The 26,955-nt window shown below is 41.8% G+C and carries 22 protein-coding genes; 19 read left to right on the forward strand and 3 right to left on the reverse strand.

What is annotated here, in order from left to right:
• The first annotated feature begins 203 nt into the window (after positions 1 to 203).
• From licT to AC4HAF_RS03700, 3 genes are all read left to right on the forward strand, one after another.
• Positions 204 to 1,040, forward strand: a complete 837-nt coding sequence (gene licT, locus AC4HAF_RS03690) for a BglG family transcription antiterminator LicT (RefSeq protein ID WP_491096718.1) — start codon at positions 204 to 206, stop codon at positions 1,038 to 1,040.
• A gap of 401 nt (positions 1,041 to 1,441) precedes the next feature.
• Positions 1,442 to 3,376, forward strand: a complete 1,935-nt coding sequence (locus tag AC4HAF_RS03695; protein ID WP_491090515.1) for a beta-glucoside-specific PTS transporter subunit IIABC — start codon at positions 1,442 to 1,444, stop codon at positions 3,374 to 3,376.
• A 270-nt stretch (positions 3,377 to 3,646) separates the two neighbouring features.
• The gene (locus tag AC4HAF_RS03700; RefSeq protein WP_491096719.1) at positions 3,647 to 5,152 is read left to right on the forward strand and encodes a prolyl oligopeptidase family serine peptidase; all 1,506 of its coding nucleotides are present in this window, start codon (positions 3,647 to 3,649) and stop codon (positions 5,150 to 5,152) included.
• An 86-nt stretch (positions 5,153 to 5,238) separates the two neighbouring features.
• Here the strand turns inward: AC4HAF_RS03700 and AC4HAF_RS03705 are convergent, their stop codons facing one another.
• Positions 5,239 to 6,141 (reverse strand): helix-turn-helix domain-containing protein, encoded by a 903-nt coding sequence (locus AC4HAF_RS03705; protein ID WP_491096720.1) that lies wholly within the window; start codon positions 6,139 to 6,141, stop codon positions 5,239 to 5,241.
• Between the two features lie 214 nt (positions 6,142 to 6,355).
• Here AC4HAF_RS03705 and AC4HAF_RS03710 point away from each other — a divergent pair, with 214 nt between their 5' ends.
• Both AC4HAF_RS03710 and AC4HAF_RS03715 read left to right on the forward strand, forming a co-directional pair.
• Complete coding sequence (locus AC4HAF_RS03710) at positions 6,356 to 6,802, forward strand: CHAP domain-containing protein (protein WP_491096721.1); 447 nt, start codon at positions 6,356 to 6,358, stop codon at positions 6,800 to 6,802.
• 192 nt (positions 6,803 to 6,994) lie between these two features.
• Complete coding sequence (locus AC4HAF_RS03715) at positions 6,995 to 8,431, forward strand: glycoside hydrolase family 1 protein (protein ID WP_491090510.1); 1,437 nt, start codon at positions 6,995 to 6,997, stop codon at positions 8,429 to 8,431.
• A gap of 71 nt (positions 8,432 to 8,502) precedes the next feature.
• Here AC4HAF_RS03715 and AC4HAF_RS03720 read toward each other — a convergent pair whose 3' ends face one another.
• The gene (locus AC4HAF_RS03720; protein WP_491096722.1) at positions 8,503 to 9,012 is read right to left on the reverse strand and encodes a helix-turn-helix transcriptional regulator; all 510 of its coding nucleotides are present in this window, start codon (positions 9,010 to 9,012) and stop codon (positions 8,503 to 8,505) included.
• A gap of 410 nt (positions 9,013 to 9,422) precedes the next feature.
• Between AC4HAF_RS03720 and AC4HAF_RS03725 the strand changes: the two genes are divergently transcribed.
• The 6 genes from AC4HAF_RS03725 to AC4HAF_RS03750 all read left to right on the forward strand — a co-directional run bounded on the left by AC4HAF_RS03725 (position 9,423) and on the right by AC4HAF_RS03750 (position 16,338).
• Complete coding sequence (locus AC4HAF_RS03725) at positions 9,423 to 10,835, forward strand: collagen binding domain-containing protein (RefSeq protein WP_491096723.1); 1,413 nt, start codon at positions 9,423 to 9,425, stop codon at positions 10,833 to 10,835.
• 191 nt (positions 10,836 to 11,026) lie between these two features.
• On the forward strand, positions 11,027 to 12,562 hold the full coding sequence (gene cls, locus AC4HAF_RS03730) for a cardiolipin synthase (protein ID WP_491096724.1): 1,536 nt from the start codon (positions 11,027 to 11,029) through the stop codon (positions 12,560 to 12,562).
• 409 nt (positions 12,563 to 12,971) lie between these two features.
• On the forward strand, positions 12,972 to 14,048 hold the full coding sequence (locus AC4HAF_RS03735) for an aspartate-semialdehyde dehydrogenase (RefSeq protein WP_491096725.1): 1,077 nt from the start codon (positions 12,972 to 12,974) through the stop codon (positions 14,046 to 14,048).
• A gap of 40 nt (positions 14,049 to 14,088) precedes the next feature.
• Positions 14,089 to 14,970, forward strand: coding sequence for a 4-hydroxy-tetrahydrodipicolinate synthase (gene dapA / locus AC4HAF_RS03740; protein WP_491096726.1), 882 nt, complete (start codon positions 14,089 to 14,091; stop codon positions 14,968 to 14,970).
• A 207-nt stretch (positions 14,971 to 15,177) separates the two neighbouring features.
• Positions 15,178 to 15,516 carry an ATP cone domain-containing protein gene (locus AC4HAF_RS03745; RefSeq protein WP_491090502.1) on the forward strand — a complete coding sequence of 113 codons (339 nt, stop codon included), beginning with the start codon at positions 15,178 to 15,180 and terminating at the stop codon, positions 15,514 to 15,516.
• A 375-nt stretch (positions 15,517 to 15,891) separates the two neighbouring features.
• On the forward strand, positions 15,892 to 16,338 hold the full coding sequence (locus AC4HAF_RS03750) for an OsmC family protein (protein ID WP_491096727.1): 447 nt from the start codon (positions 15,892 to 15,894) through the stop codon (positions 16,336 to 16,338).
• 125 nt (positions 16,339 to 16,463) lie between these two features.
• Here AC4HAF_RS03750 and AC4HAF_RS03755 read toward each other — a convergent pair whose 3' ends face one another.
• Positions 16,464 to 17,015 (reverse strand): TetR/AcrR family transcriptional regulator, encoded by a 552-nt coding sequence (locus AC4HAF_RS03755; RefSeq protein ID WP_491096728.1) that lies wholly within the window; start codon positions 17,013 to 17,015, stop codon positions 16,464 to 16,466.
• Positions 17,016 to 17,132: 117 nt separating this feature from the next.
• On the opposite strand from AC4HAF_RS03755, the gene AC4HAF_RS03760 reads away from it, so the two are divergent.
• The 8 genes from AC4HAF_RS03760 (at position 17,133) to trmFO (ending at position 26,951) form a co-directional block, all read left to right on the forward strand.
• On the forward strand, positions 17,133 to 18,113 hold the full coding sequence (locus AC4HAF_RS03760) for an NAD(P)H-dependent flavin oxidoreductase (protein ID WP_491096729.1): 981 nt from the start codon (positions 17,133 to 17,135) through the stop codon (positions 18,111 to 18,113).
• 2 nt (positions 18,114 to 18,115) lie between these two features.
• Positions 18,116 to 19,447 carry an NtaA/DmoA family FMN-dependent monooxygenase gene (locus tag AC4HAF_RS03765; RefSeq protein WP_491096730.1) on the forward strand — a complete coding sequence of 444 codons (1,332 nt, stop codon included), beginning with the start codon at positions 18,116 to 18,118 and terminating at the stop codon, positions 19,445 to 19,447.
• Between the two features lie 280 nt (positions 19,448 to 19,727).
• Positions 19,728 to 20,579 (forward strand): ribosome biogenesis GTPase YlqF, encoded by an 852-nt coding sequence (gene ylqF, locus AC4HAF_RS03770; RefSeq protein WP_491096731.1) that lies wholly within the window; start codon positions 19,728 to 19,730, stop codon positions 20,577 to 20,579.
• Positions 20,566 to 21,336, forward strand: a complete 771-nt coding sequence (gene rnhB / locus AC4HAF_RS03775; protein ID WP_491096732.1) for a ribonuclease HII — start codon at positions 20,566 to 20,568, stop codon at positions 21,334 to 21,336. Before ylqF ends, rnhB begins: the two co-directional genes overlap by 14 nt.
• 55 nt (positions 21,337 to 21,391) lie before the next feature.
• Positions 21,392 to 21,940 (forward strand): sugar O-acetyltransferase, encoded by a 549-nt coding sequence (locus AC4HAF_RS03780; RefSeq protein ID WP_491096733.1) that lies wholly within the window; start codon positions 21,392 to 21,394, stop codon positions 21,938 to 21,940.
• Between the two features lie 400 nt (positions 21,941 to 22,340).
• Positions 22,341 to 23,189 (forward strand): DNA-processing protein DprA, encoded by an 849-nt coding sequence (gene dprA / locus AC4HAF_RS03785; RefSeq protein WP_491096734.1) that lies wholly within the window; start codon positions 22,341 to 22,343, stop codon positions 23,187 to 23,189.
• Between the two features lie 89 nt (positions 23,190 to 23,278).
• On the forward strand, positions 23,279 to 25,396 hold the full coding sequence (topA, locus tag AC4HAF_RS03790) for a type I DNA topoisomerase (protein ID WP_491096735.1): 2,118 nt from the start codon (positions 23,279 to 23,281) through the stop codon (positions 25,394 to 25,396).
• A 220-nt stretch (positions 25,397 to 25,616) separates the two neighbouring features.
• Positions 25,617 to 26,951, forward strand: a complete 1,335-nt coding sequence (gene trmFO, locus AC4HAF_RS03795; RefSeq protein ID WP_491096736.1) for a methylenetetrahydrofolate--tRNA-(uracil(54)-C(5))-methyltransferase (FADH(2)-oxidizing) TrmFO — start codon at positions 25,617 to 25,619, stop codon at positions 26,949 to 26,951.
• Positions 26,952 to 26,955: the final 4 nt, after the last annotated feature.

Genomic DNA, 26,955 nt, shown 5'->3' on the forward strand with positions numbered 1-26,955 from the left:
TTGCTTTGCCCTTGCGGTGAAATGGACTTCAGCTAGTGATTCCAGCGAAGGCTGATTCAGCTAGCCTCGTTGCTGCTGCGTCAAATATATAAAAAAGAAATGAGTTTTTATCCGAGCCCATGAGAAAGAATTCTTTACTTTTTATCATTTTATTTGATATGATATAAACAAATGCTCATTTATTAAAGGCTGAGGAAAATACTATGAAAATTGATAAAGTATTTAATAATAATGTCATTCAGGTCCTGGGGGATAAGGATGAAGAGATTATTGTCATGGGAAAGGGCTTGGGCTTTCAAAAGAAGCCCGGCGATGAGGTTGATCAGGCATTAATCGAAAAACGTTTTGTTTTGCAGGATACGGATATGGCAGGTGAATTATCACGTGTCTATGTTGATCTCGACAGTGACGAGATCAAGATGGTTCTTGATATTATCCATCAAGGACAGGAAGTTTTAGAACAAAACTTTGATATTTCGCTGTACATTGCTTTGGCTGATCACTTACACTATACTATCAATCGGACAAGAGAAGGGCTGACACTGCAAAATCCGCTGGCTTGGGAAGTGAGGAAGTTTTACCCCAGAGAATTTCAGCTGGGCAGAGAAGCTATCGCGTACATCAAAGAAAAGCTGGGAGTAGAGCTGGCTGATGATGAAGCAGCTTCAATTGCTCTGCATTTTATCAATGCCCAAAAAGACAGTGGTTTGCTGGAAAAAAACCGGTTAATATCCAAAATTGTGATTGATATTTTGGAAATTGTTCGCCTGCATTTTGGTCAAGTTACAGACGAAGAGTCGATCAGTTACAACCGTTTTGTCACCCATGTCCAATATTTTGCTCAGCGTGTTGCAAACGGTCTTGTTCAGGGAAAAAATGATGCTTTCCTCTATGATCAAGTTAAGGAAAATTATCCGCAGGCTTTTGCCTGTACCGAAAAAATTAAATCCTATGTGGCGTCCGGTTATGACTTTGCTATGAGTAAAGACGAGCAGGTTTATCTCACCATTCATATCCAGCGCCTGGAAGCTAGTCAGTAAGACTAGTTTTTTTAAATTATTTCATAAAAGCGCTCGCAAAAATAAAATGATGTGTTATAATACTATTCATAAAGGATTGTTACTGGTTAAGCAGGCAAAACCTAGATAAATACGAAGTGATTGCAAAGAGTGTGTCTTTGTCTGGTCATTTGGTATTTGTTTAGGTTTTTTTGCGTGTGAAACGGTAATTATTCTAAAAATAACTACGCTAGAGCCAGAACGGCTGAATTCGGTTATTTAATAGTGATAAGTTACTCACGGCTTAGCATCTTGTTTAATCGAACACGCCTACGACTCTTTGGAAAAAGACAACCATTTCCTAGATGCTAAGCATCTTCGTCATGGTTCCTATTTTCCTGTGAGTCGCTTAACGGCTTAGCATCTTATGAAAGGAGCCTAAAATGGCTAAAGATTATACTGAATTGGCAAATGATATTGTCAAGCATGTCGGCGGCAAAGATAATATTGTCAAATTAGTCCACTGTATCACCCGCCTGCGTTTTACTCTCAAGGATGAAAGTAAAGCCGACGAAGAATACCTCAAACAGCGGGAAGGTATTGTAACCGTGGTGAAAGCAGGAGGACAGTTCCAAGTTGTCATCGGCAATCATGTTCCAGATGTCTACGCTGCTGTCCTGAAAGTCAGCGGAATCACTGGTGAAGGCAGTGTTGATATTGATGAGGGCGATGTGCCAAAGGGCAATTTGTTTGACCGCTTTATCGCTTTGGTATCCGGGCTTTTCCAACCTATGCTTGGTGCCCTTTCAGCAGCAGGTATGATTAAAGGGCTGGTTGCTATTATGGCAGCGGTAGGCGTTCCCGAAACAGATGGTGCCTACGTTGTCCTTAACGCAGCAGGTGATGGGTTCTTCCAATTCTTGCCGCTCATCTTGGCATTGACCGCAGCAAAACGGTTCAAGATGGAACAATTCACAGCTCTGGCTATCGGTTTTGCCATGGTCTATCCAAATATAGCTGCCAGCTTTACTGCCAAAGAGCCGCTTTATACCTTATTCCAAGGCACTTTGATTGAATCACCAATTTATTCAACCTTCTTTGGTATTCCGATCATTTTCCCGGCTTCCAGCTATCTGCAAACGGTCTTGCCTATTATTGTTGCTATTTGGGCAGGATCTAAAATTGAAGGATTCTTTAAAAAGATTATTCCGGATGTTGTCAAGGTCTTCGTGGTTCCTTTCTTTACCATCTTGATTACTGTTCCTTTATCTTTCCTTGTTATCGGTCCTGTTATGAGCTGGGCTTCTGACCTTGTTGGTGCGATTTTTACAGGTATTTACAGTCTCAGCCCAATTATCTACGGTATTGCTTTGGGTGCTATGTGGCAAATACTGGTTATGTTTGGACTTCACTGGGGACTTGTTCCGTTGGCTATTTTGGAGCTGCAAAAAGGTCCCGGCTTTATCCTCGTTGCAACCGTAGCTATCTGTTTTGCACAAGCAGGTGCTTTGCTTAACATCATGATGCGTACCAAAGAAAATAAAGTCAGACAATTATCTATCCCAGCCTTTATTTCTGCTTTGTTTGGGGTAACAGAACCTGCTATCTATGGTATTACCCTGCCAATGCGTCTGCCCTTTATCATGACTTGTATTTCCGGAGCTATTTCAGGTGCTTACTTGTCTCTTTTCAATGTTAAAATGCAGGTTATGGGCGGTTTGGGACTCTTTGCCATTCCATCATTCATCAACCCTAAAGACTCAATGACTCTCATTCACTTCTTGATTGCGATTGTCATGAACTTTGTTCTCGGTTTTGTTTTAACTCAGTTTGTTAAAATTCCTTATCTTTACGGCCAACCGGGGGCTGAAAGTGCAGACGGCGTTTCAGAAGAAGAAACTGTTCAGGAACTAAAAGAAATCAAGCAAGAAATCATCGCCAGTCCTCTGATTGGTAAAGTCGTTAAACTGGAAGATGTTCCCGATGAAGTATTCGCATCAGGAGCTATGGGCAAAGGAATCGCTATCGATCCTGATGACGGTGCTGTTGTTGCTCCGGCCAAAGGAGAAGTCACCTTAGTATTTCCGACTAAACATGCGATCGGTTTGAAGACTGAAAATGGCGCTGAAATCCTGATTCACATCGGTATGGATACTGTTTCACTTGCCGGCAAAGGCTTTAAAGGTTTTGTTGAGGTTGGTGATAAGGTTGAAGCCGGTCAGAAGCTGCTTGAGTTTGATGTCAATACGATTAAAGCAGCCGGTCTGCCGGTTATCACGCCAGTCATCGTGACTAATTCAGACCAATACGAAGATGTCCTGACAACGCAGGAGCGAACTGTTGAAGCGGGCGATTATCTCCTGACAGCTGTCAAATAAAAATGAATTGTCTATATGATCGGAAAAAATTCCGGTCTTATTTTTATGTTATAAAATTCTTATAAGCTCTGTGCCTATTCTGATTCAATGGTATTAAAATACGAAAGAATGATATTATCCTATTGAAAGCAGCAGAAGTGCTTGAAGGCGGTGCTTGGCTTTGCTAAGATAAAGTCAGAGATTTTTTGATAAGGAGGGATTCCTATGAGTGGATAAAAAGGCAGTTACCAAGCTAAAATGAAAGCGTTTTAATTATGTGAGGTAAGTCTGATGAAAAAAGAAATGAAGAAATTACTTGCTTTAGGAGCCTTGAGTCTTGCTTTTATGTCAGCAGATCGTGCTTTGGCGTCTGAAAGCGAAAATCATATCAATGATGTTAAAATCATTATCAAGGGTTATGAGTTTGGACCTGCTGTTCCTAAGCTGCTTGTGAGATTAGACCAGAAAGTTTCAAAGGTATCGTCCAAAGGACTCAAAGTTGAGACTGCAGGTGTCAGCCGACGCGTTCAAAAGGTTTATTTGTCTGATAAAACCGGCAAAAAGAGCACAGTTAAAGAAAGCCGTTATTTAACGATTCAAATGCCTGTTACATATGATGCTGAAGATGCCGATAAAAATGCATCACCTTTTATTTACAACATGGATGTATTTCAAAATCAGTGGGTTAAGACATACCCTGTATCTATCAAAGGACTGAACGTCAGCCAAAATGGAAAATCTGCTCGATTAGATAGCACCAGTGATGCTGTTGATAAAAGACTTTCCCCGGATTCAGATGTTTTTAAGAACAGGGGTGATTTTTCGGGAAACTACACCAATCCTTTCACTAAAAAAGAAGAAAGCATCACTCTAAAATATGCAGCTTATGAGCCTGAAAGTCTGAAATCCGGTAAGAAAAATCCTTTAATTATCTGGCTGCATGGACAAGGTGAAGGCGGAAGCGACCAAGATATTACGCTGCTTGGCAATGAAGTGACTGCTCTTGCTAAAAAGAACATCCAAAGTCATTTTAAATCAGGAAAGCAAACCGGAGCTTACATTTTAACGGTACAGACGCCAACGTATTGGATGGATGAAGGGGATGGCACTAATGGTTCAGGCTCAGGTGTGTCACGCTATACTCAGGCACTGATGGATACAATCAAGCAATATGTAGCTGATAATAAAGACGTTGATCCTGATCGTATCTATTTGACAGGATGCTCGAATGGGGGATATATGACCATCAATATGGCTTTGCACTATCCCCGTTATTTTGCAGCTTTGGTTCCTCAAGCAACCGCTTATTCTTACTATGAACACGAACGAAATGCTGACGGTAGCTACAAAACAGTAGAAGATAAGAACAGCGTTTCCGGAAAATCACCTATTCGTACAGATAAGGTCTGGTTTGACAGCAAAAAAGTGAAAACCTTAAAGAATATTCCTATCTGGTTTGTTCATTCAGCGGCAGATGAAGTTGTCAATCCTGAAAATTACTCGCTGCCGATTTACAAAGCCCTGATTGACAGCGGTGCTAAGAACAAATGGTTCTCGTATTATAAAAATGTACAGGGATTTGATATGAAAGATACTGTTTACAACGGGCATTGGTCTTGGACATATTTCTTTAACGATCAGGTATCAGGCGTTCAAGACCCATCAGCTGTCAAAAAAGCTTCAAAGTTATCAGGATTTAAGCCCAGCAATAAGACAAAGGGTGGTTCTGCCACTGTTAAATGGGGCGGAAAAATCTATACGGATGTTTTTGACTGGCTGAATGATCAAAAGAAATAACATAATTGCCTGCAAAAATAGGCATCGTAAAAACGAACAAGTACGCTTGTTCGTTTTTCAGTTATAGATATTGGAGCTATACTATTTTAGCCGGACTTAACGGGTTTTTTAGTCGTTTTTCGGTATTGACTGGGGGTTATCTGATAATACCGCTTGAACTGGCGGTTAAAATTTGACAGATTATTGAAACCAACTTCGGTTGAAATTTCAAGAATGGGCTTAATTGAATTAACGAGCAGGTCACAGGCTTTGCTGAGCCGAAATTGGATAATAAATTCGGTACATGATGTTCCGGTATGCTGCTTAAATACCGTCATAAAATGGGTCTTACTGTAACCGAAGCGGTCTGCCAGCATTTCGATCGGAAGCTCTTCTTGATAATGCTGATGAATGTAGTCAATTAACTCGCGGATTTTTTCATTTTTTCGGTACATATCATCCGAATACTTGCGCAGAACATACTGGTGAAAATAGAGTAAGTAGACCAGCTCTTGCAGCCTAGCTTTTAAAAGCAGCTCAAAGTGCCGTCCTTGCTTATGGTAAATATCAAAAATAGTAAAGAGACAGTTTTTGATTGCTTCATAGCCGGACATGCCGGGTTTAATACAAGGAACCAGTTTAAAGCTGGAATTTTGCAGGGGCTGCAGATAACGAAGGCTTGTCTGGTCTAAAAGCGAGTAACCGACCATATCTAAATGGAACAGCAAAGTTTCAGCTTTTTGACTTTTATCGCCGATAGGGTGAATGGAATGCATGCCATTGGGACGTACGAGGATAATATCACCTGACCGGCTGTTGAAATAATCATAATCGATATGATATTGAGCGGTTCCTTCATAAATATAGGAAATTTCTAATTCGGGATGCCAGTGAAAAAGTGTGTCTGGACGCCCATTAGAAATAGCCGTTTCAAAAATTTTATAAGGCAGAAGCTGATTTTCAAAATCTGTTGTATGTTTAAAATTTTCGTCTGTTAAAAAATCTTTCATCCCTAGTCTCTCTTACTAAATCATAGGATAGTATTATTATAGCATATAATGGGCAGTAAGAGATTAAAAAGAAAATCTGTTTAGAAGAAATGTCTTAATTAAGAAATATTCTGTAATAAAATAGAAATAAAATTGTTGACTTTTGTAATATTTGCAGATATAATTTTTAGTATAAGACATTGCATGATAAAGCATCAAACGGGGATAAACGAAAGTGGACAAAAAGGACATTATTTTAACTGGTTTTTACAATGCCAGGCTAAACAGCCGGCAGGAAGCACAATTGATTTATAGTTTGCCAAATGAACATACAGTCAAAATGAGCAGTGAAGGCAATCCCTATACTGAAGGTGAGGCGGCTTGGTATATTTATAATCGTTGTGCCCAATTAGGTAAAGCCATTAGTCCCCTTTGGGGTGAAGCTGATGAGTGGGCTGACAAGGCTCAGCAAGAAGGCTGCTCCGTAGGAAGTGCAGCCAGAGTCGGAGCTGTCGCTTGTTTTTTAAGAGACGATGCAGATGGAAATAAAAAGGATCATCTTGCTTTTGTAGAATATCTCAACAGTGACGGAAGTTTCATCATCAGCGAAATGCCACAGCCTAAAATTCTTAATTGGCGCCGTATAACACCGCAAGTTCAAGCTGTTTTTATTTATCTATAAGTAAGCAGCTGCTGTAGCAGCAAAAAAAGACAGAGAATAACAAGAAAAGAGAATCAAAATTTAAAGTTGAGACTGCTTTTCTTGTTTTTTTGAATATCAAAGCATAGTATCAGTATTTCCAAAGATAGTGTCAGCCTTCTCTCTTCTAAAAATCATATAATAATAGTATCAAAACTTGAAAGGAAACTCACTATGCCTTACACATTTCCAGACGGATTCTTATGGGGCGGCGCTACAGCCGCTAATCAATTTGAAGGTGCTTATAATCAAGACGGCAAGGGTTTGTCAGTACAAGATGTGACGCCTAAAGGAGGTGTTGCTCAGCCCGGATCGTCAAGTCCCTTAATTACGGATGAACCGACAGAGGACAATCTTAAATTAATAGGAATTGATTTTTATAACCGCTATAAAGAAGACATTGCCCTTTTTGCAGAAATGGGTTTTAAGGTTTTTCGGCTGTCGATTGCTTGGACACGTATTTTTCCAAACGGCGATGATCAAGAACCGAATGAGGCCGGACTTGCTTTTTATGATAAGGTCTTTGATGAATTGGCAAAGTACAACATTGAACCTTTAGTCACACTGTCTCACTACGAAACCCCTTTGCACTTAGCTCGCAAATACAACGGTTGGGCTAATCGGGACCTGATTGGCTTTTATGAACGCTATGTCCGAACCGTTTTTACACGTTATAAAGATAAGGTTAAGTACTGGTTGACTTTTAATGAGGTTAATTCTGTTTTGCATGCTCCTTTTATGTCTGGCGGCATTATGACAGACCCTGAAAAATTAAGCAAACAAGATCTTTATCAGGCAGTTCATCATGAACTTGTAGCATCAGCCTTAGCAACTAAAGTCGGCCATGAAATCAATCCGGATTTTAAAATCGGCTGTATGGTGCTTGCCATGCCTGCCTATCCAATGACAGCCAATCCGCTTGATCAATTAGCGGTTCGGGAATTTGAAAACCAAAATTATCTATTCAGTGACTTGCACGCACGCGGCAAGTATCCAAATTATATTAAGCGCTATTTCAAGGAAAATAATATAGAGATACAGTTTGCTGACGGGGATAAAGAATTAATGCTGGAAAATACAGTTGACTTTATTTCATTTTCTTATTACATGAGTGTGGCAGCAGCACACAATCCTGAAGCCTATGAAAGCGGCCGCGGCAATATCATGGGAGGCATTGCCAACCCTTATTTGGAAGCTTCCGAATGGGGCTGGCAGATTGATCCGGTTGGCCTGCGCTTGGTGCTCAATGATTTTTACGACCGCTACCAGCTGCCGCTCTTTATTGTTGAAAACGGCTTAGGTGCTAAGGATGTTCTGGTTCAAGGTCCGGATGGACCTACAGTTGAAGATGACTATCGAATTGATTATTTGCAAAAACATCTGGTGCAGGTTGGAGAAGCTCTGCAAGACGGAGTAGAATTGCTTGGCTATACAACTTGGGGACCGATTGATTTGGTTTCAGCTTCTACGGCAGAATTAAGCAAACGCTACGGATTTATCTATGTAGATCGCAATGATGACGGATCCGGAAGCTTGGAACGCTATAAGAAAAAATCTTTCGATTGGTACAAAAAAGTCATCGAAACAAATGGAGCGAGTCTTTATGATTAAACAGGTAAAAGTAGTTTAAAAAATGCCGGGATTTTATCCCGGCATTTTTATGATGTATCTACAGTGTTTAATTACTGACTTATAATATCATTAAAAAATGAAAAAGTTTTATAAACAGCAGAAGAAGTACCCAAAATTGAAGTTGTCAAAGGAAGCAGAGCAAAAGCAGCCATTGCCTTTCTTTCTAATTCTGTCTGCTCACTGTTTTTAGGCTGGGAAAGGTAGGCCGCCTTGGAGGCAGCACCAAGCTGGGCAATTTTTAAATCCTGCATTATTGTGGTCTCGCTATCTATCTCCAGACTGTGTTTCTGACTGAAGAGATAATTCATTGATTCGCGCAGAACAGGATTTTCGCTGCTGATAATCTCATTATCAATGACTGAACGAATGGCCAGGTACTGAGTAGGATTCATTTGATTGGTTTTTCCGTCAGAAGTTTCAAGGTTACTGATGGTTTGCTTTGTAACACCAATCCTTTTTGCTAAATCTTCGGCAGTCCAATTGGCGATGTTTCGAAGAGAGGAAAGATTAACCTGTAATCGCTTGATGTTTTGATTAGAATGCGAAATTCTTTTGGGCATAGTACAATTACCTTGTTGTCAATTATTTTATACTATATTATATAAATTAAATAATAAACTGTCAATTATATTTTTATATAAAATAATAAATATGAGTAAATTATTTTATATTAAAAGGCAAAATTATCGTTTTGAGAAAGAAAACAGTGTGTTCGTTCTTTTCTCATGAAAGGGGTTGCTAAAATTAGAAAACAACTTTCGAAAATGAGAAGATGAAAAATTGAAAGGGCAGATGTATCAATGTGTTTTCATATTTCTTTAGTAAAAGATTAGAATTTTTTTAAAAATAACAAATTAACGACATTTAGAATTCTTCTATTAAAAACAATGTTTTTATGTTAAAATACGTGATGTAGATATAACATTTTGAAATATTCTACGAAAATTTTTAAGGAGAAATTCTTTTTATTATGAAAATGAAATGGAAACTTTTAAGCTTAGTTTCAATTCTTACTATTTTAGTAGGAGCTTTTTGGATGACAAAAACTGTAAAAGCTGACCAAGTTACCAATTATGCAAATACGTCTTCAGTTACCAAGTCAGACGGTACACCGCTTTCTGCTGATTCATCTATTCGCTATTGGGAACCGTTGGCAGTCAGTAACAGCATCACATTTCCGGATGAGGTGAGTATTAAAGCTGGTGATACCTTGACTTTAAAACTTCCGGAACAATTGCGTTTTACTACAGCTCTGACCTTTGATGTTTTGCATTCCAGCGGTCAGCTGGCCGGCAAGGCGGTTACTGATCCGGTAACACAAGAGGTAACTGTGACCTTTACAGATATTTTTGAAAAGCTTCCTCTTGATAAGGAGATGTCACTCAATTTCAACGTACAGGTCAATCATGACAACATAACAACTCCGGGGACGCTTAATTTCACCTACAACGGGGTAGCCTATACTACTACGGTTGAAGAAAAAGAGGTTGTACCAGTAAGTCCTGCTGTTTATAAAACGGGTTACCAAGATCCTAACGATCCAAGTATTATTCATTGGCAAGTACTGATCAACAGCAAACAGGCAGCGATTGATAATCTTACTTTAACGGACGTTGTTGGTGAAGGTCAGGAAATTGTCAAAGAATCTTTGCTGGCTGCGCGCTTGCAATATATTGAAGGTGATGATGTAGACAGTTTGGATGAGGCTGCTTCAAGGCCCTATGCAGAAGATTTTTCTAAAAATCTCTCTTATCAAACAAATAACACCGGTTCAGCGGTTGGATTTACTTATACCTTTGGCAGTACGACCAATAATGCTATCTTTATTTCCTATAATACACGTTTGACTAAATCACAGTCGGTTGGTAATGATATGACCAACACCATTGCAATTTCTGGAAATAACGTAAATTATTCTGATACAGTTGGCTACGCCCGCATTGAGTCTGCTTATGGCAAAGCCAGCTCAAGACAAAGAAGAGAGCTGCAAACGACAACAACTGCCGCTGAAACAACGACTTCGGCTTCGTCTGAGACAACAACTGAAGCCTCTACGACGGAAAGCAGCACTGCTACAGAGACGACAACAACGGAAAACAGTACGACTACCGAAGCAGCCGCAACGACAACAGGCAATGCATCAACAACAACTTCGGCAGAAACAACGACTGCAAAAGAAGAAACAACAAGCAACTCAGCAACGGCGACAACGTCAGAAGGTCTTTTGACGACAAACGCAACAACGACTTCTAAAGAAACAGTTAAGCAGAAAGTAAGACTTGTCCTGCCATCCACTGGTGAGCAAGCCGGTCTTTGGCTGACTGCTATTGGGATTGTTATTGTAATAGTAGCAGGAGTTTACTTCTATAGAACACGCCGTTAATCAAAGATATGAATAAGGCGGGAACTGATAGTTCCTGCTTTTTTTGATGAAAACTCAAACTTTGGCTTTGTTCACAAGTCATTTTTGCAGGAATTGTCTTTTTTAAGACAGGGTTTTTTATGATATAATAAGCTTAATAATCATCTAAGGAGGTTTATGTTATCAGTAGTAACAATACAGCCAAAAGGTTATTGAAAAAGGGCCGAAAAGGACTTTTAAGAGGGGTTTTTAGCCGAGCAACAATTATTATTATTCTATTTCTGATTCAAATTTTTCTGCTGCTGTCTACCTTTCTCTGGTTCAGTCACTACAGACTGCACTTGGAAATTGTAGAAGTCATTTTAATGACAGGAGCCGTGCTTTATCTGGTTAACAGTCAGATGGATACGCTTTCTATCATTACTTGGCTTTTGGTTATTCTGCCTTTTCCGTTTCTAGGGACACTTTTTTTAATTTATACGAAGCAGGATTGGGGCTATCGAGAGCTGAAAACGCTTATGAAAAAGTCAACTCAGGCGATTAAACCTTATTTTCAGCATGATCAGGAAATTCTGGACCGGCTGAAGGAGAGCCATGCCAGAACCTATAATCTAGCTCAGTATCTTCACCGAAGCGGCGGTTTTCCTGTCTACGAAAATACCAAGGTCACCTATTTTCCTGATGGAGAGTCGAAATTTGAAGAGATGAAAAAACAGCTCCTAAAAGCAGAGAAATTTATCTTTTTAGAATATTTTATTATCGCTGAAGGTCTGATGTGGGGAGAGATTCTCTCCATCTTAGAACAAAAGGCCAAAGAAGGCGTGGAGGTCCGTGTCATGTATGACGGCATGCTGGAGCTGTCAACCTTGTCTTTTGACTATGTCAAAAGGCTGAAGAAAATCGGAATAAACGCTAAGGTATTTTCTCCTATTTCACCTTTTGTGTCTACCTATTATAACTATCGTGATCACCGCAAGATTTTGGTTATTGACAACAAGGTTGCCTTTAATGGCGGAATAAATCTTGCAGACGAATACATCAATCATATTAACCGCTTTGGTTATTGGAAAGATACGGCTGTTATGCTGGAGGGAGAGGGAGTAGCTTCTTTCACTTTGATGTTTTTGCAGATGTGGTCCACGACCAATAAGGATTATTATTTTGAGCCTTATGTGAAAAATTCGTATAAGGTGGCGGCAAACGGCTATGTCATTCCTTACAGCGACTCACCGCTTGATCATGAAAAAGTGGGGGAAAATGTCTATATTGATATCCTTAATCAAGCCAGAGACTACGTCCATATTATGACCCCCTACCTTATTTTGGACAGCGAATTAGAGCATGCCCTGAAATTCGCTGCAGAACGCGGTGTTGATGTCAAAATTATTATGCCGGGTATTCCTGATAAAAAGGTACCTTATGCTTTGGCAAAACGCTATTTTCCCGCTCTGTTGGATGCAGGGGTTAAGATTTACGAATTTACACCCGGTTTTGTGCACGCCAAAGTTTTTGTAGCTGATGGTATCAAAGCAGTGGTAGGAACAATTAATCTTGACTATCGCAGTCTCTACCATCATTTTGAATGTGCCACCTATATGTATCAGACAGACTGCATCGTTGATGTAGAGAGGGATTTTCAGGAGACACTTAAGCAATCAAGACGGGTAACGCGATCAACTCTTAGAAAAGAGAAAATTTCTACCAAAATAATTGGTGTCGTTGTTAAATTGGTAGCTCCGCTTCTGTAAAATTTGGCAAATCACTATTCTTGTGTTACAATAAATATATGCGATGAGTCGATTGTGGCTATGCCACACGCGCTAAGGAGATCATAACGCAGGAGCGGATCTTGGCAAGCTGTGTGAACCTGCTTGTCACATCTTTTGATAAGGTGCCTTTTAAAGCCGGGATTTTGATATCCCGGCTTTTTGTTTGCAATTTCCCGTTATCGGTAACTGCAGACAAAAAGCTGTTAAAGTCTGTCAGTTTGCCCAAAGAGTAATTTTATATGCAGAAGCGAGACAGCAGTTATGATTTTCAGATGGCTGATCTTGCTCCTTTTATTTCAAATTCAGCCTTTACAGGGTTTTATTTTTAACTGAAAAGTAGTATAATTAAACCTATTAAACGAATAATAACAAAGAGGTAAATCAGACTATGGGATACACAGTTGCTGTCGTTGGTGCTACAGGTGCCGTTGGAACTCGTATGATTCAACAATTGGAGCAGTCTACGCTCCCGATTGACAAAGTACGTCTTTTGTCATCATCGCGCTCTGCAGGCAAGGTTTTGCAATATAAAGGACAAAACATTACTGTTGAGCTGACAACCGAAGAATCATTTGAAGGAGTTGATATTGCGCTTTTTTCTGCCGGCGGTTCTGTTTCGGCTAAATTTGCTCCTTATGCAGTTAAAGCTGGCGCAGTAGTTGTGGACAATACATCCCATTTCCGTCAAAATCCTGATGTTCCTTTGGTTGTACCTGAGGTCAATGCTCATGCCATGGACAAACACAACGGTATTATTGCCTGCCCTAACTGTTCAACAATCCAGATGATGGTGGCACTTGAGCCGGTCCGTCAAAAATGGGGACTTGAACGGGTTATTGTTTCAACTTATCAGGCTGTATCAGGAGCAGGCCAGTCAGCCATCAATGAGACGGTTCGAGAAATCAAAGAAGTTGTCAATGACGGTGTTGAACCCAGAGATCTCCATGCAGATATTTTGCCGTCCGGCGGTGATAAAAAGCACTATCCGATTGCTTTTAACGCTCTGGCGCAAATCGATGTGTTTACCGACAATGACTATACTTACGAAGAAATGAAGATGACCAACGAAACCAAGAAAATCATGGAAGATGATTCTATTGCTGTTTCAGCGACCTGTGTTCGTATTCCTGTTCTTTTCTCGCATTCTGAGTCTGTCTATATTGAAACAAAAGAAACAGCACCGATTGAGGAAGTTAAAGCAGCAATTGCAGCGTTTCCGGGTGCAGTTCTTGAAGATGATACCGACCATCAAGTTTATCCTCAGGCAGTTAATGCTGTCGGCAAGCGTGAAACCTTTGTCGGCCGTATCCGTAAAGATTTAGATGTCGAAAAGGGTATTCATATGTGGGTTGTTTCGGACAACCTGCTCAAAGGAGCGGCTTGGAACTCAGTTCAGATTGCTGAAAGCCTTCATGACCGCGGTTTGGTACATCCTACTGCCGAATTAAAGTTTGAACTCAAATAAAGCCGCAAACTAATCGCTACACACATGAAAGGGAGAGGTTATGTCAATTACCGATTTTAAAGATGCCAAAATTATTACAGCACTTGTGACACCGTTTAACGAAGATGGGTCTATCAATTTTGCAGCTCTTCCAAAACTTATTGAGCACTTGCTTACGCATCATACCCAAGGGCTTCTTCTGGCTGGAACGACAGCTGAAAGTCCGACCCTTACCCATGATGAAGAATTAGAGTTATTTGATGCTGTCCAAAAGATTGTTAAAGGACGGGTGCCTTTGATTGCCGGTGTCGGAACAAACGATACGCGTGATTCTGTTAATTTCGCTAAAGAAGTTGCGGCATTCGGCGGGTTCTCAGCCGGACTCGCTATTGTTCCGTATTATAATAAGCCGACTCAGGAGGGGCTGTATCAGCATTTTACAGCTCTTGCCAATGCCAGTGATCTCCCCATTATTATTTATAATATTCCGGGACGTGTGGTTACAAAGCTTGAAGCAGATACCATGCTGCGCTTAGCTCAGCATCCCAATATCATCGGGGTGAAAGAATGTACTGATCTTGATACTATCGCATATTTAGTTGAGAACAAACCAGATGATTTCTTGATTTATACCGGTGAAGACGGTGAAGCCTTCCATGCCCTTAATCTGGGAGCAGACGGTGTTATCAGTGTGGCTGCGCATACTAATGGCGATGAGCTGTTTGATATGGTTGAGGCGATTGGAAACAGTGACATTAAAAAAGCTGCACAGATTCAGCGCCGGTTCCTGCCAAAAGTGAAGGCTCTTTTCTCGGTTGCCAGTCCGGCTCCTGTGAAAGCTGTGCTCAATCATCAAGGCTTTGAAACAGGGCCTCTGCGTTTGCCGCTTGTAGCTTGTACAGAAGAAGAAGCCAAACGTATTATTGAAATTGTTGAAAATTAGAAAGTTAAGGGGGAGCGTTCTGCTTTCCCTTTGTTCTTTGACAGAGTAGTGTTTAATGGATTTGCTGCAAGAATCAGAGCTTTTTCATGCTTTGTCTTTTGACCCGAAGAAGGATTGTTCAGGTTAAAAGACTTGACAATTATTCAAACAATTTAGATAATAATATAAACGTTAAAAGCGCTGAACGAATTTTAGAAAGAGGTTTCTATGCAAGTTACCAAACGAAGCGGACAGGTTGTTGACTTTGATCCTGATAAAATTTATCAAGCTATCCTTAAAGCGGCTCAGACGGTTTACGCATTAGATGATGCTTTGCGTCAGGACTTGGCACAGGTGACAAAAAAGGTTATCGTCGATTTGGAAGAAGCTCACATAGAGCGTCCGACAATCAGTATGATTCAGTCTTTGGTGGAGCATCGTTTGCTGGATGCCGGTTATATCAATATTGCCGAACATTATATTTCTTACCGCCTTCAGCGCGATTTGGAACGAAACGGCTATGGCGACCATATCAATGTGCATTTGCATTTTGAACAGCTCAAATAATACAAGAAGAGTTCAGGACAAAATCAGTATTCTCTAAGAAATTGATTTTGTCCTTTTTTTTACAAAAATATTATTTAAGTTAGATTTAAAATGCGGTTAGAAAATCTAATGGAAAGAAGCTCCATGCTATAATAAAAAAGTGAAGCGGCTTTAGGAGGTTTTGCTTTATGATAAAAGAAAAAACGAAATAAGGACTTTGTCTTATATCTGGTTTTAGGACTTTGTTTTATCATTAATCAGCTGTAAGCCTGAGCTTACAGCTGATTTTTATAGTGCAAAAGCACGGCTTCTGAATAATTGCTAATTATTGCTGAAAGCGCTATAATCAAGCTAGGTAAGCACATCAATTATAAAATTGTCTGGAGGGCAAAAACTATGTTAGAAACATTTAAAGTTACAGCTAAAAAAACAGCATCCGGCTTGCAGGTAGAAGCCGATGCACGTGGTTTCAAATTTGTCTTAGATGAACCGGAAGAACTTGGAGGAACAAATACAGGAATGAATCCTGTCGAAGCTTTATTGTGTGCTTTTGGTGCTTGCCAATCAATTGTTTGTGCGTCGTTTGCTGAATCCCAAAATTTCAGCTATGATGAATTTTGGATAGAAGTTGAAGGCGATCTTGATCCGGAAGGTTTTATGGGACTGTCTGATGCTCGCAACGGTTTTCAGGAAATTCGTTACTCAACACATTTTGTGACAGATGAGCCTCAGGACAAAATTGATGCTTTTTCTGACTTTATGGACCAGCGCTGTCCGGTAAGTGACAACTTGCAAAACGGCGTCAAAGTTATTCGAACAGCAGCAGTCAAAGAAAGCAGATAAATCGTTCTTGGCTGTATTTTCTAATCAGCTAAATACTTGCCAAAAAAGCTGATGTCTTTAACTATTGCTAAAAACGGCTGCTTGTCATTGAGCGGCCGTTTTTGTGATATAGCAGTGAGCAAGAGTTAAACAGTCTTAAGCTGCCCCAAAACGTCGTAGAGTTTTTCCTGAGCTTCTTCAAGGCTGAGGCTGGTTTGCAGCAGCCAATAGCTGACAAAGGCAACAATTCCTCCAGAGAAAATGTGTATATAGGAACTGTCAGGTACACTTCCGATACTATTACCGGACTGCAGATTGGCAGAGACCAGCATCTCATGAAAAGCCGCTGAAAAAACGGCAGGCTGGCTGGTCAGTAATTGGTAAATAATAAAACGGTGCTGTTCAACAGCAAGGAGAATGTTGTCCAAAAACAACCGGCTTTCAGCTTCTGTGATCGTCGTCAAGTCTTTGACGAGAGGCCGGCAGGCCTCTTCGATAGAAAGAAGAATCTCTTTAAGCATACTTTCACAGAGATGCTCCTTTGTCTCATAATGCTGGTAAAAAGCATTGCGAGAAACCTGTGCCAGCTCACACAGCTCCTTGACAGATATCTTAGAGATATCTTTGCTTTGCAATAAGATCAGGAAAGCCTCTTGAAGGGCTTTTTCTGTTTTTTCAAAGCGTAGGTCTTGTTTCAAAGTGACAGTCCTTTCTTTTCTGTCATGTAAGTGACAGAATGTTTAAAGCTGTTTATTGACGATTTTAAATGACAATTGTAATATAAATAATATACCACAAAGAAAGCGAGAAAACAAATGGCAAATCGTATTACAGAAATTCTGGGGATTGAAAAGCCAATCATTCAAGGACCGTTGGCTTGGCTGACCAATGGTAGTTATGCCGGTGCAGTCAGTGCAGCAGGAGGCCTTGGGGTACTGGGCATCAGCGCCGGTCAGAAAGTGGCAGCGACAACTGTCGAAGAAACGATTGAAAACATGCGCCGTGAGATCCACATTGCGCGTCAGATTACTGACAAACCGCTAGGCATTAATGTAGCACCGGGCAGTGAGCTGACCGATATGTTTACAGGTCCGATGCTTGACCTCATGGCTGAAGAGAATGTCCAAGTCGCTATTATGGTGGGAGAGTTTTCGGCTTACTGGACTGCTAAATTTAAAGAAAAAGGCATTAAGGTTGTTTTCCGTGCGGAAACACCAACTGCCGAAAACACAGAAGAAGCCATTCAAGGCGGTGCAGATATTGTTGTAGCGACCGGCTTTGACGAAGGCGGTACAGTTCCCACCAAGGTTATCGGAACTTTCTCAATCGTTCCAATGATTGTAGATGCTGCGAAAGGCCGTGTGCCGGTGATGGCAGCTGGTGGGATTGCTGACGCGCGCACTGCCCGCGCAGCCTTTGCTCTCGGTGCAGAAGGTCTCTATGTCGGTACAGCTTTCATGATGTCAGAAGAATCTATTTTGGCACAAAATATCAAAGATATGGCGCTAAAAGCGGATGCTGCAGATCTCTTGCTTTATCGTACAGTCCCAGCTTATTACCGCTCGTTGCCGGGAGAAATTCCTGATAAACTTTTGAAAATGAGCCAAGCAGGAGCCAGTGAAGAAGAGATTTTTGAAGTACAGCGCGGCTATAACGGTATGCGTGACGGCATGCTCTTTGGAGACCTCAGCAAGGGCTTTGCATCCTTTGGTTTGGGCATTTCCATGATTGACAAGATTGAACCTGTAGCGGTAATCATGGATAAACTCATGTCTGGGATTGAGGATTTGGTATAGGTATGACAAAGCAAAAACAAATGAAAATTGTCTTGCAGATGGTGTCAGGCTACGACGGTGAATTTAAAACCTGGCGCCTGCCGGAAGCAAGAGCAGATGCTTACACGGATATGGACCTCTATGTTGAGATGGCGCAGCTAGCTGAAGCAGGTAAAATCCATGCCCTGTTTATGGCAGATACCCCTGCTCTTGCCAACGACATCAGCCGCGACACGCCTATGCATTCCATGGATCCCTTGGTTGCAATGGCGTCGGTTGCAAGAGCTACTAAAAACATTGGTCTTGTCGGCACCTTTTCAACGACTTTTAATGAGCCTTACAATCTTGCCCGCCATTTAAAGGCACTGGATGTCATCAGTCATGGCCGTGTGGGATGGAATGCCGTTACAACATCAACACTAGCGACAGCAGCAAATTTTGGGACACATTTGAAATCAAGCCGTGAGCGTTACGGACGGGCACATGAGATGATTGAAGCTGTCCAGGGACTCTGGGGATCTTGGGGAGAAAAGGCTTATCTTCATGATAAGAAATCCGGCCAGTTTGCAGACGTTAATCAAATCAAACCTCTCCGCTACAAGGGGGACTACGTTCAAACAGCAGGACCTCTCCCTATTCCGTCCTCTGAGCAAGGCCAACCGCCGATTTTCCAAGCTGGGCCAAGTCCTGAAGGGGTGCGTTTAGCCGGCCGGTTTGCTTCTGGTGTCTATGCTAATCCTTTCACTATCGAAAAAGCACGAGAGTATCGAGATGTTTTGAGAGAAAGTGCCGTTGCTTACGGTCGCTCGGCTGATGATATCACTGTTTTTACAGGCTTTATGTTTACCATCGCAGGCAGCAAGGAAGAGGCACTTGCCCGCCGCCGGGCAGTGCTGGAATTTGATAAGGAAGAATTGACGCGGCGCCTTGCTTATCTTGGAGCTATGGTTGGTCTTAACTTTCAAGAAATTGATCCTTATCAGCCGCTGCCGGAAAGCTGGCTGAAAATGGCGCGTGCCAATAGGCATGACCCACGTTCGCCTCATGCCTTAGAGGTTTTGAAAGAAGGTTACTCACCAGTTGATACTCTGGCACACGGTGTCATCAATTATCACCCTGTAGTCGTTGGAACGGCAAGAGATGTAGCAGACTTCTTACAGGAGTGGTTTGAAGCTGGTGCAGCAGATGGGTTCTCTATCGTACCAGACCTTGCCCACGATGGCGTACGTGCCTTTGTCGAACAGGTTGTGCCAATTCTTCAAGAACGAGGTATCTTCCATAAAGACTATGAAGGAGAAACTCTGCGAGAAAATCTTGAAATTCCTTACCAATACAGTATCAGAGAAGAAAAATGAGTTTCTTGACCTCTCTGGTGCAGCATTTTATAAGCAAGAAGGAAGCAGTCGCAATAGCGTGACTGCTTTGTATTTTAAAATATATTAACTATCGTTTTTCTGCTGGAAGGGTGCAAAGAATACTGTGAGCCGCAAGCACAATCGCAAGAAAAATGGTAAAATAGAACACAGCATCGAGAAATACTTTCACTCTTCCAATATTACCCAATAACTGCTCGACACATCAAAAAAATAATGAACTAGGCTGCAAAAAGCTTATAAAACAAGGAGAAAACACACTATGGCTACTATTCAATGGTTTCCGGGTCACATGTCTAAAGCCCGCCGGCAAGTGCAGGAAAATATCAAACATGTTGATTTTGTTACGATTCTAGTAGATGCCCGTTTGCCTTTTTCCAGTCAAAATCCTATGCTGACTAAAATTGTAGGGGATAAGCCTAAGCTCATGATTCTGAACAAGGCAGATTTGGCAGATGGCAGCCGTACCAAAGAATGGCAAGATTATTTTGAAAATCAGGGAATTAAAACTCTAGCTATTAATGCTAAAGAACAAAGTGCCGTTAAAAAAGTAGGCGAAGCGGCGAAGCAACTGATGGCCGCTAAAATTGCCAAACTGCGTGAACGCGGTATTCAAAAAGAAACCTTGCGGACGATGATTATCGGTATTCCCAATGTCGGAAAATCAACGCTGATGAATCGCCTGGCCGGTAAAAAAATAGCAGTAGTCGGCAATAAACCGGGAGTTACAAAAGGTCAGCAGTGGCTTCGATCTAATAAAGATTTGGAAATTTTAGATACGCCCGGCATTCTCTGGCCGAAGTTTGAAGACGAAAAGGTAGGACTTAAGCTGGCCTTGACAGGGGCAATCAAGGATAATCTTCTGCCCATGGATGATGTCACGATTTTTGGTCTTAATTATTTCAAAGACAATTATCCGGAACGTTTGAAAGACCGTTTCAAAGGAATTGATTTAAGTGAAGCAGCACCTGAGATGATCATGTCTCTGACACAAAAAACGGGGTTTCGTGATGACTATGACCGCTTTTATTCTCTTTTTGTCAAGGAAGTCCGTGATGGTAAATTTGGCAGATACACATTAGATGAGGTCAGTGAGTTAGATGGCGACGATTAAAGAAATCAAAGAGCAGTTAGCTGCGGTTAACAGCTTAGAGGATGAATTGTTTGAGGCTTTGGCAACAGATCAGCGCTCGGGCGTTCAGCAGGCAGTAAGGCAGCGGCAAAAGCAGATTCAGGCCGAAAAAGCAGAGAATGAGCGTTTGGAGCGCATGCTAACTTATGAAAAGCTGCTTTATGAAAATGGGTGTCAGCTTATAGCCGGAATTGACGAAGTTGGCCGAGGGCCTTTGGCAGGTCCTGTTGTTGCTGCCGCTGTTATTTTACCGCCTGAGTGTAAGATAAGAGGGCTTAATGACAGCAAAAAAATTCCAAAATCTAAGCATGAGGCTGTGTACAATGATATTGTCAAACATGCTGTTGCAATAGGCATTGGCAGTCAGTCAAACCGTGTGATTGATCAAGTCAATATTTATGAAGCAACTAAATTAGCCATGTTGGAGGCAGTAGAGAAGCTTTCTGTTCGGCCCCAGCATCTGTTGATAGATGCGATGGAACTTAGTACTGACATTTCTCAAACCTCGCTTATCAAAGGAGACGCCAAATCACTCTCTATTGCAGCGGCCTCTATTGTTGCTAAGGTTACGCGTGATCGTATGATGACAGCCTGCGATCAGGAATTTCCGGGTTATGGGTTTGCTCAAAATGCCGGCTACGGAACCAAGGAACATTTAAAGGGGCTGCAGGAAAGAGGAGTAACTCCGCTTCACCGGCAAAGTTTTGAGCCAATTAAGAGTATGATACATCAACAATAGCTGCCTTTAAGAAAGAGCTGTTTTTGTGGGTAGTTATGAGAAATAAAGGAGCAACATGACGACAGAAAAAGAGAAAATGCTGGCCGGGCAGCTCTATGATGCAGGTGACGCCGAATTGAAACAGCTGCGGTTAGCAGCGCGTGAAAAAATGGCGGTCTTTAATAGTGAGCTTGACCGCAGCAAGCGCCAGGAACTGCTCAAAGACTGGCTGGGAATGACCGGCAGCAACATTATGGTTGAGCCTCGTTTTGCCTGTGATTATGGCTGCAATATCCATGTTGGCGAAAATTTCTATGCTAATTTCAACTGTACCTTTCTTGACGTCTGTGAGATTCGTATCGGTGACAATGCGATGATCGGTCCCAATGTTCAGCTGTTAACCCCTCTGCATCCGCTGGATGCCAAAAAACGTATTTCCGGCCTGGAATACGGTGCTCCGATTACAATCGGCGACAACTTGTGGATAGGCGGCGGAGCAACTGTTTTACCAGGCGTCAGCTTGGGTGATAATGTTGTTGTCGGAGCAGGAAGTGTTGTCACAAAGTCATTTGGTGACAATGTTTTGATTGCCGGCAATCCTGCAAGAATTATTAAAAAATTATAATCTTAAGAGGCGGTGTAAAAACTCGCCCAATATTCCTGTTTTGGAATAAGCTCTTGACGCAGTGGTTGGGAGTAAGACTTGTTGGCTAGGCCAAGAAGTCTTACTCCTGCATAGTTCATTAGGTGCTTTATCACCAATGAACCACTGCTGGCTGGCTTTGCTTTTGCCACAAGGCCAAAGCGGAAAACCTAAACAAATGTGATGAACATCGTTCATCTTATTTCCAACCTCAAAAGGTCCCCCAGACCTTTTGAGCTGTGCGGGGGTGGGAGTGAAACGGTCTGGGGAGAGACCGTTTCAGGTCACCACCTTGAAACTAGGGAGTGGTGAGAACCAAAATTTTCAATTTTTAGGTTCTTTCCCACTCCTTTTTCGAATAGTTTAAATAGCGAGGTATAAAATGGATAATTTTCAACTATTTAAACTAAAAAAAGCGGGGCTGACCAACCTTAATATCTTAAATATTCTTGCTTATCAGAAAAAGAAAGAAAAATCTCTGTCTTTGCGTGATATGGCAGTTGTTTCCAAATGTAAGGAGCCGTTGATTTTTATAGAGCTCTATAAAAATCTCAAAAGCAAAGAGCTGCGCGATGAGTTCAATCGTTTTCCGTCTTTATCTATATTAGATAAAGACTATCCTTTGGAGCTTAAAAGTATTTACAACCCGCCTGTTCTTTTGTTTTATCAGGGGGACTTGGAACTCATGAGCAGACCTAAACTTGCTGTAGTTGGTTCTCGGAATGCCGGCAAAACCGGTGTCGATTCCGTTAAAAAAATTGTGCGTGAATTGGACAATCGCTTTGTTGTTGTCAGCGGTCTGGCACGCGGGATTGATACTGCTGCACATTTAGCCATCCTGAAAAACGGCGGAGCGACTATTGCCGTCATCGGTACCGGACTGGATAGATACTATCCAAAAGAGAACCGCCAGCTGCAAAGTTATATTGCAAAAAATCATCTGATCTTATCAGAATACGAGCCCAACAGTCAGCCGCTTAAATACCATTTCCCGGAGCGCAATCGCATTATTGCCGGACTTTCCCGAGGAGTTGTAGTAGCAGAGGCAAAAACACGCTCAGGCAGTCTGATTACCTGCGAGCGGGCACTGGAAGAAGGCCGGGATGTTTTTGCTGTTCCGGGCAATATTTTAGACGGACGCTCAGACGGCTGCCACCACCTTATTCAGGAGGGTGCCAAGTGCATTGCATCAGGCACGGATATCCTAAGTGAGTATGGACTGAGAAAGTAAGTTTTCCTATAGAAAAAGTTTGTTCTTGACAGTATTCTAAAAATGATATATTATTCTAGGAGTTTATAACTTATAGGAAGTGTAGAATATTGACAAGTAAAACTGCAGTAAAAACAAAAAAGATAGGCAAAAAAAGGACAGCACCTAAAAAGAATTTAGTCATCGTTGAATCCCCTGCCAAGGCAAAGACGATTGAAAAATATCTTGGACGGTCATACAAGGTTGTTGCTTCGGTAGGGCATATCCGTGATTTGAAAAAATCAAGCATGTCCATTGATTTTGACAATAACTATGAACCCCAATATATCAATATCCGCGGCAAAGGTCCTTTAATCAATTCTCTGAAAAAAGAAGCCAAAAATGCCAAGCAGGTTTTTCTGGCCAGTGACCCGGACCGTGAAGGGGAAGCTATTTCCTGGCATTTAGCCCATATTTTAGACCTTGATCCCAAGGGGAAAAACCGTGTTGTTTTTAATGAAATCACCAAAGATGCTGTAAAAAATGCTTTTGTTGAGCCGCGTCAGATTGATATGAATCTTGTTGACGCCCAGCAGGCGCGCCGTGTTTTAGATAGAATTGTCGGCTACTCCATTTCACCTATTTTATGGAAAAAGGTCAAAAAAGGCCTCTCGGCAGGACGTGTCCAATCCGTTGCCTTGAAGCTTATTATTGACCGTGAAAATGAGATTAAGGCTTTTAAACCGGAAGAATATTGGAGTATTGACGGCTTCTTTAAAAAAGGAAACAAAAAATTTCAAGCCAGCTTTTATGGACTTGACGGCAAAAAAGTCAAACTTAAAGACAATGCAGCGGTCAAGGAAATACTGGCTCGTATTACAAGTGATGAATTTCTTGTCAGTAGGGTAGAAAAAAAGGAACGCAAGCGCAATGCACCGCTTCCTTACACCACGTCATCGCTGCAGCAGGATGCCGCCAATAAAATTAATTTCAGAACACGAAAGACCATGATGGTTGCTCAGCAGCTCTATGAGGGCATCAGACTGGGTTCCAGCGGCCAGCAGGGGCTTATCACCTATATGCGTACAGATTCGACCAGAATCAGTCCGGTTGCTCAAAGTGACGCCGCTAATTTTATTTCTGAGCATTTTGGAGATAAGTACGCCAAGCACGGCAATCGCGTCAGAAATGCGTCCGGAGCTCAAGACGCTCACGAAGCCATTAGACCTTCCAATGTCAACCAGACACCTGAATCTATTGCCAAATACTTAGACAAGGATCAGCTGAAGCTTTACACGCTTATTTGGAATCGCTTCGTTGCCAGTCAAATGACGGCTGCTGTTTTCGATACCATGAAGGTTAACCTTGAACAAAACGGTGTCCGCTTCACCGCTAACGGCAGTCAGGTGAAATTTGACGGTTACTTAGCTGTCTACAATGACTCTGATAAGAATAAAATGCTTCCCGATATGGCAGAAGGTGACACTGTTAAGAAGGTTTCAACTAATCCTGAACAGCATTTCACCCAACCGCTTGCCCGCTATTCTGAAGCGACGCTCATTAAAACTCTGGAAGAAAATGGCGTTGGCCGGCCGTCTACCTATGCACCGACTCTTGAGACGATTCAAAAACGTTATTATGTCAAACTCGCAGCGAAGCGCTTTGAACCAACCGAACTCGGTGAGATTGTCAATGGTTTGATTCTTGAATTTTTCCCGGATATTGTAGATGTCAAATTTACAGCCGAGATGGAAGGGAAGCTCGACCAAGTAGAAGAAGGTCATGAGCAGTGGCAGAAGGTTATTGATAGTTTTTACAAGCCTTTTGAAAAAGAGCTTGCCAAGGCTGAAACAGAAATTGAAAAGATTCAAATCAAGGATGAGCCTGCAGGTTTTGACTGCGATGTCTGTGGACATCCAATGGTTATTAAATTAGGCCGCTATGGCAAATTTTACGCCTGCAGCAACTTCCCTGAATGTCATAACACTAAAGCCATTACCAAAGAAATCGGCGTTACCTGTCCGCTTTGCAGTAAGGGTCAGGTGATTGAGCGTAAAACAAAACGCAACCGTATCTTTTACGGCTGCGACCGCTATCCGGAATGTGAATTTACATCATGGGATAAACCAGTCGGCCGGAACTGCCCTAAATCGGGAGACTTCCTGGTTGAGAAAAAAGTTCGCGGCGGCGGAAAACAGGTTATCTGCAGCAGCGAAGCCTGTGATTATAAGGAAGAAATTATTAAATAGCTCAAAAAGTTTGCATAAGAAAAATTATGCAAACTTTTTTGCTGCTTTTCTGCACCTGTCTGCCTGAAAGCAGCGGCCCAAGCAGGTTTTAAATATGGTATAATAACATATATTACTTTATAGAAAGATTTGAGGGAACAAGAAATTGCGCTGCACCATCGGCTAAATATTTGGAGCTGTGATGGCAGCACTGTCTGTGTTCCCAAGAGGTATTAGTGCTATGTCTCAATCTTACATCAATGTTATCGGTGCAGGACTTGCAGGAAGCGAGGCAGCTTATCAGATTGCTAAACGCGGAGTTCCTGTCAAACTTTATGAAATGCGCGGTGTTAAATCTACGCCGCAGCACAAAACGGATAAATTTGCAGAGCTGGTGTGTTCCAACTCTCTGCGCGGCGACAGTTTGACCAATGCAGTTGGACTTTTGAAAGAAGAAATGCGGCGCTTAGATTCTGTTATTATGCGAGCAGCGGAAAGCACCCGTGTACCCGCCGGCGGCGCTTTAGCCGTAGATCGTGATGGTTTTTCGCAAAAGGTGACAGATGAGGTCATGAATCATCCTCTTGTTGAAGTTATACGTGATGAGATCACAGAAATTCCCGAGGATGAGGTTACAGTTATCGCCACAGGTCCTTTAACAAGCGATGCTTTGGCTGAGAAAATTCACGCACTCAACGGCGGTGATGGTTTTTATTTTTACGATGCGGCTGCACCGATTGTTGATAAGAATTCTATCGACATGGAAAAAGTCTATCTCAAATCGCGCTATGACAAGGGTCAAGCAGCCTATCTCAACTGTCCGATGACCAAGGAAGAGTTTATAGCTTTTTATGAGGTTCTAATAACAGCAGAAGAAGCACCGCTTAATTCTTTTGAAAAGGAAAAGTATTTTGAGGGCTGCATGCCTATTGAAGTCATGGCTAAGCGAGGCATTAAAACCATGCTTTACGGTCCTATGAAGCCTGTCGGTCTGGAATATCCGGATGATTATAAAGGACCTCGTGATGGTGACTATAAAACGCCTTATGCAGTTGTACAGCTCCGTCAGGACAATGCGGCCGGAAGTCTTTATAATATTGTCGGCTTCCAGACACATCTGAAATGGGGAGAACAAAAACGTGTCTTTCAGATGATCCCAGGGCTTGAAAAAGCAGAATTTGTGCGCTATGGTGTCATGCACCGCAATTCTTATATGGATTCTCCCAATCTTTTAGAGCCTACTTTTGCAACACGCCAAAATCCAAATCTTTTCTTTGCGGGCCAAATGACAGGAGTTGAAGGCTATGTAGAGTCTGCCGCATCTGGGCTTGTTGCCGGTATCAATGCTGTCCGCCGCTTGAAAAAAGAAGAAGCAGCAGTCTTTCCTCAGACAACTGCCATTGGGGCTCTGCCGCATTACATTACGCATACTGACAGCAAGCATTTTCAGCCCATGAATATTAACTTTGGTATTATTAAGGAATTGGAAGGCCCGCGCATCCGTGATAAAAAAGAACGTTATGAAAAAATCGCTCAGCGTTCACTTCAGGTATTAACTGATTTCATCGTTATTTAACATT

The organism is Streptococcus sp. ELY_90 (genome assembly GCF_058314475.1).

Coding starts and splice junctions, on each gene's coding strand:
- trmFO (WP_491096736.1), top strand. CDS start 25,617: ATGTCTCAATCTTACATCAATGTTATCGGTGCAGGACTTGCAGGAAGC.
- AC4HAF_RS03725 (WP_491096723.1), top strand. CDS start 9,423: ATGAAAATGAAATGGAAACTTTTAAGCTTAGTTTCAATTCTTACTATT.
- rnhB (WP_491096732.1), top strand. CDS start 20,566: ATGGCGACGATTAAAGAAATCAAAGAGCAGTTAGCTGCGGTTAACAGC.
- AC4HAF_RS03745 (WP_491090502.1), top strand. CDS start 15,178: ATGCAAGTTACCAAACGAAGCGGACAGGTTGTTGACTTTGATCCTGAT.
- AC4HAF_RS03695 (WP_491090515.1), top strand. CDS start 1,442: ATGGCTAAAGATTATACTGAATTGGCAAATGATATTGTCAAGCATGTC.
- AC4HAF_RS03705 (WP_491096720.1), bottom strand. CDS start 6,141: ATGAAAGATTTTTTAACAGACGAAAATTTTAAACATACAACAGATTTT.
- licT (WP_491096718.1), top strand. CDS start 204: ATGAAAATTGATAAAGTATTTAATAATAATGTCATTCAGGTCCTGGGG.
- AC4HAF_RS03750 (WP_491096727.1), top strand. CDS start 15,892: ATGTTAGAAACATTTAAAGTTACAGCTAAAAAAACAGCATCCGGCTTG.
- AC4HAF_RS03760 (WP_491096729.1), top strand. CDS start 17,133: ATGGCAAATCGTATTACAGAAATTCTGGGGATTGAAAAGCCAATCATT.
- dprA (WP_491096734.1), top strand. CDS start 22,341: ATGGATAATTTTCAACTATTTAAACTAAAAAAAGCGGGGCTGACCAAC.
- AC4HAF_RS03765 (WP_491096730.1), top strand. CDS start 18,116: ATGACAAAGCAAAAACAAATGAAAATTGTCTTGCAGATGGTGTCAGGC.
- AC4HAF_RS03780 (WP_491096733.1), top strand. CDS start 21,392: ATGACGACAGAAAAAGAGAAAATGCTGGCCGGGCAGCTCTATGATGCA.
- AC4HAF_RS03715 (WP_491090510.1), top strand. CDS start 6,995: ATGCCTTACACATTTCCAGACGGATTCTTATGGGGCGGCGCTACAGCC.
- AC4HAF_RS03735 (WP_491096725.1), top strand. CDS start 12,972: ATGGGATACACAGTTGCTGTCGTTGGTGCTACAGGTGCCGTTGGAACT.
- AC4HAF_RS03720 (WP_491096722.1), bottom strand. CDS start 9,012: ATGCCCAAAAGAATTTCGCATTCTAATCAAAACATCAAGCGATTACAG.
- AC4HAF_RS03700 (WP_491096719.1), top strand. CDS start 3,647: ATGAAAAAAGAAATGAAGAAATTACTTGCTTTAGGAGCCTTGAGTCTT.
- dapA (WP_491096726.1), top strand. CDS start 14,089: ATGTCAATTACCGATTTTAAAGATGCCAAAATTATTACAGCACTTGTG.
- ylqF (WP_491096731.1), top strand. CDS start 19,728: ATGGCTACTATTCAATGGTTTCCGGGTCACATGTCTAAAGCCCGCCGG.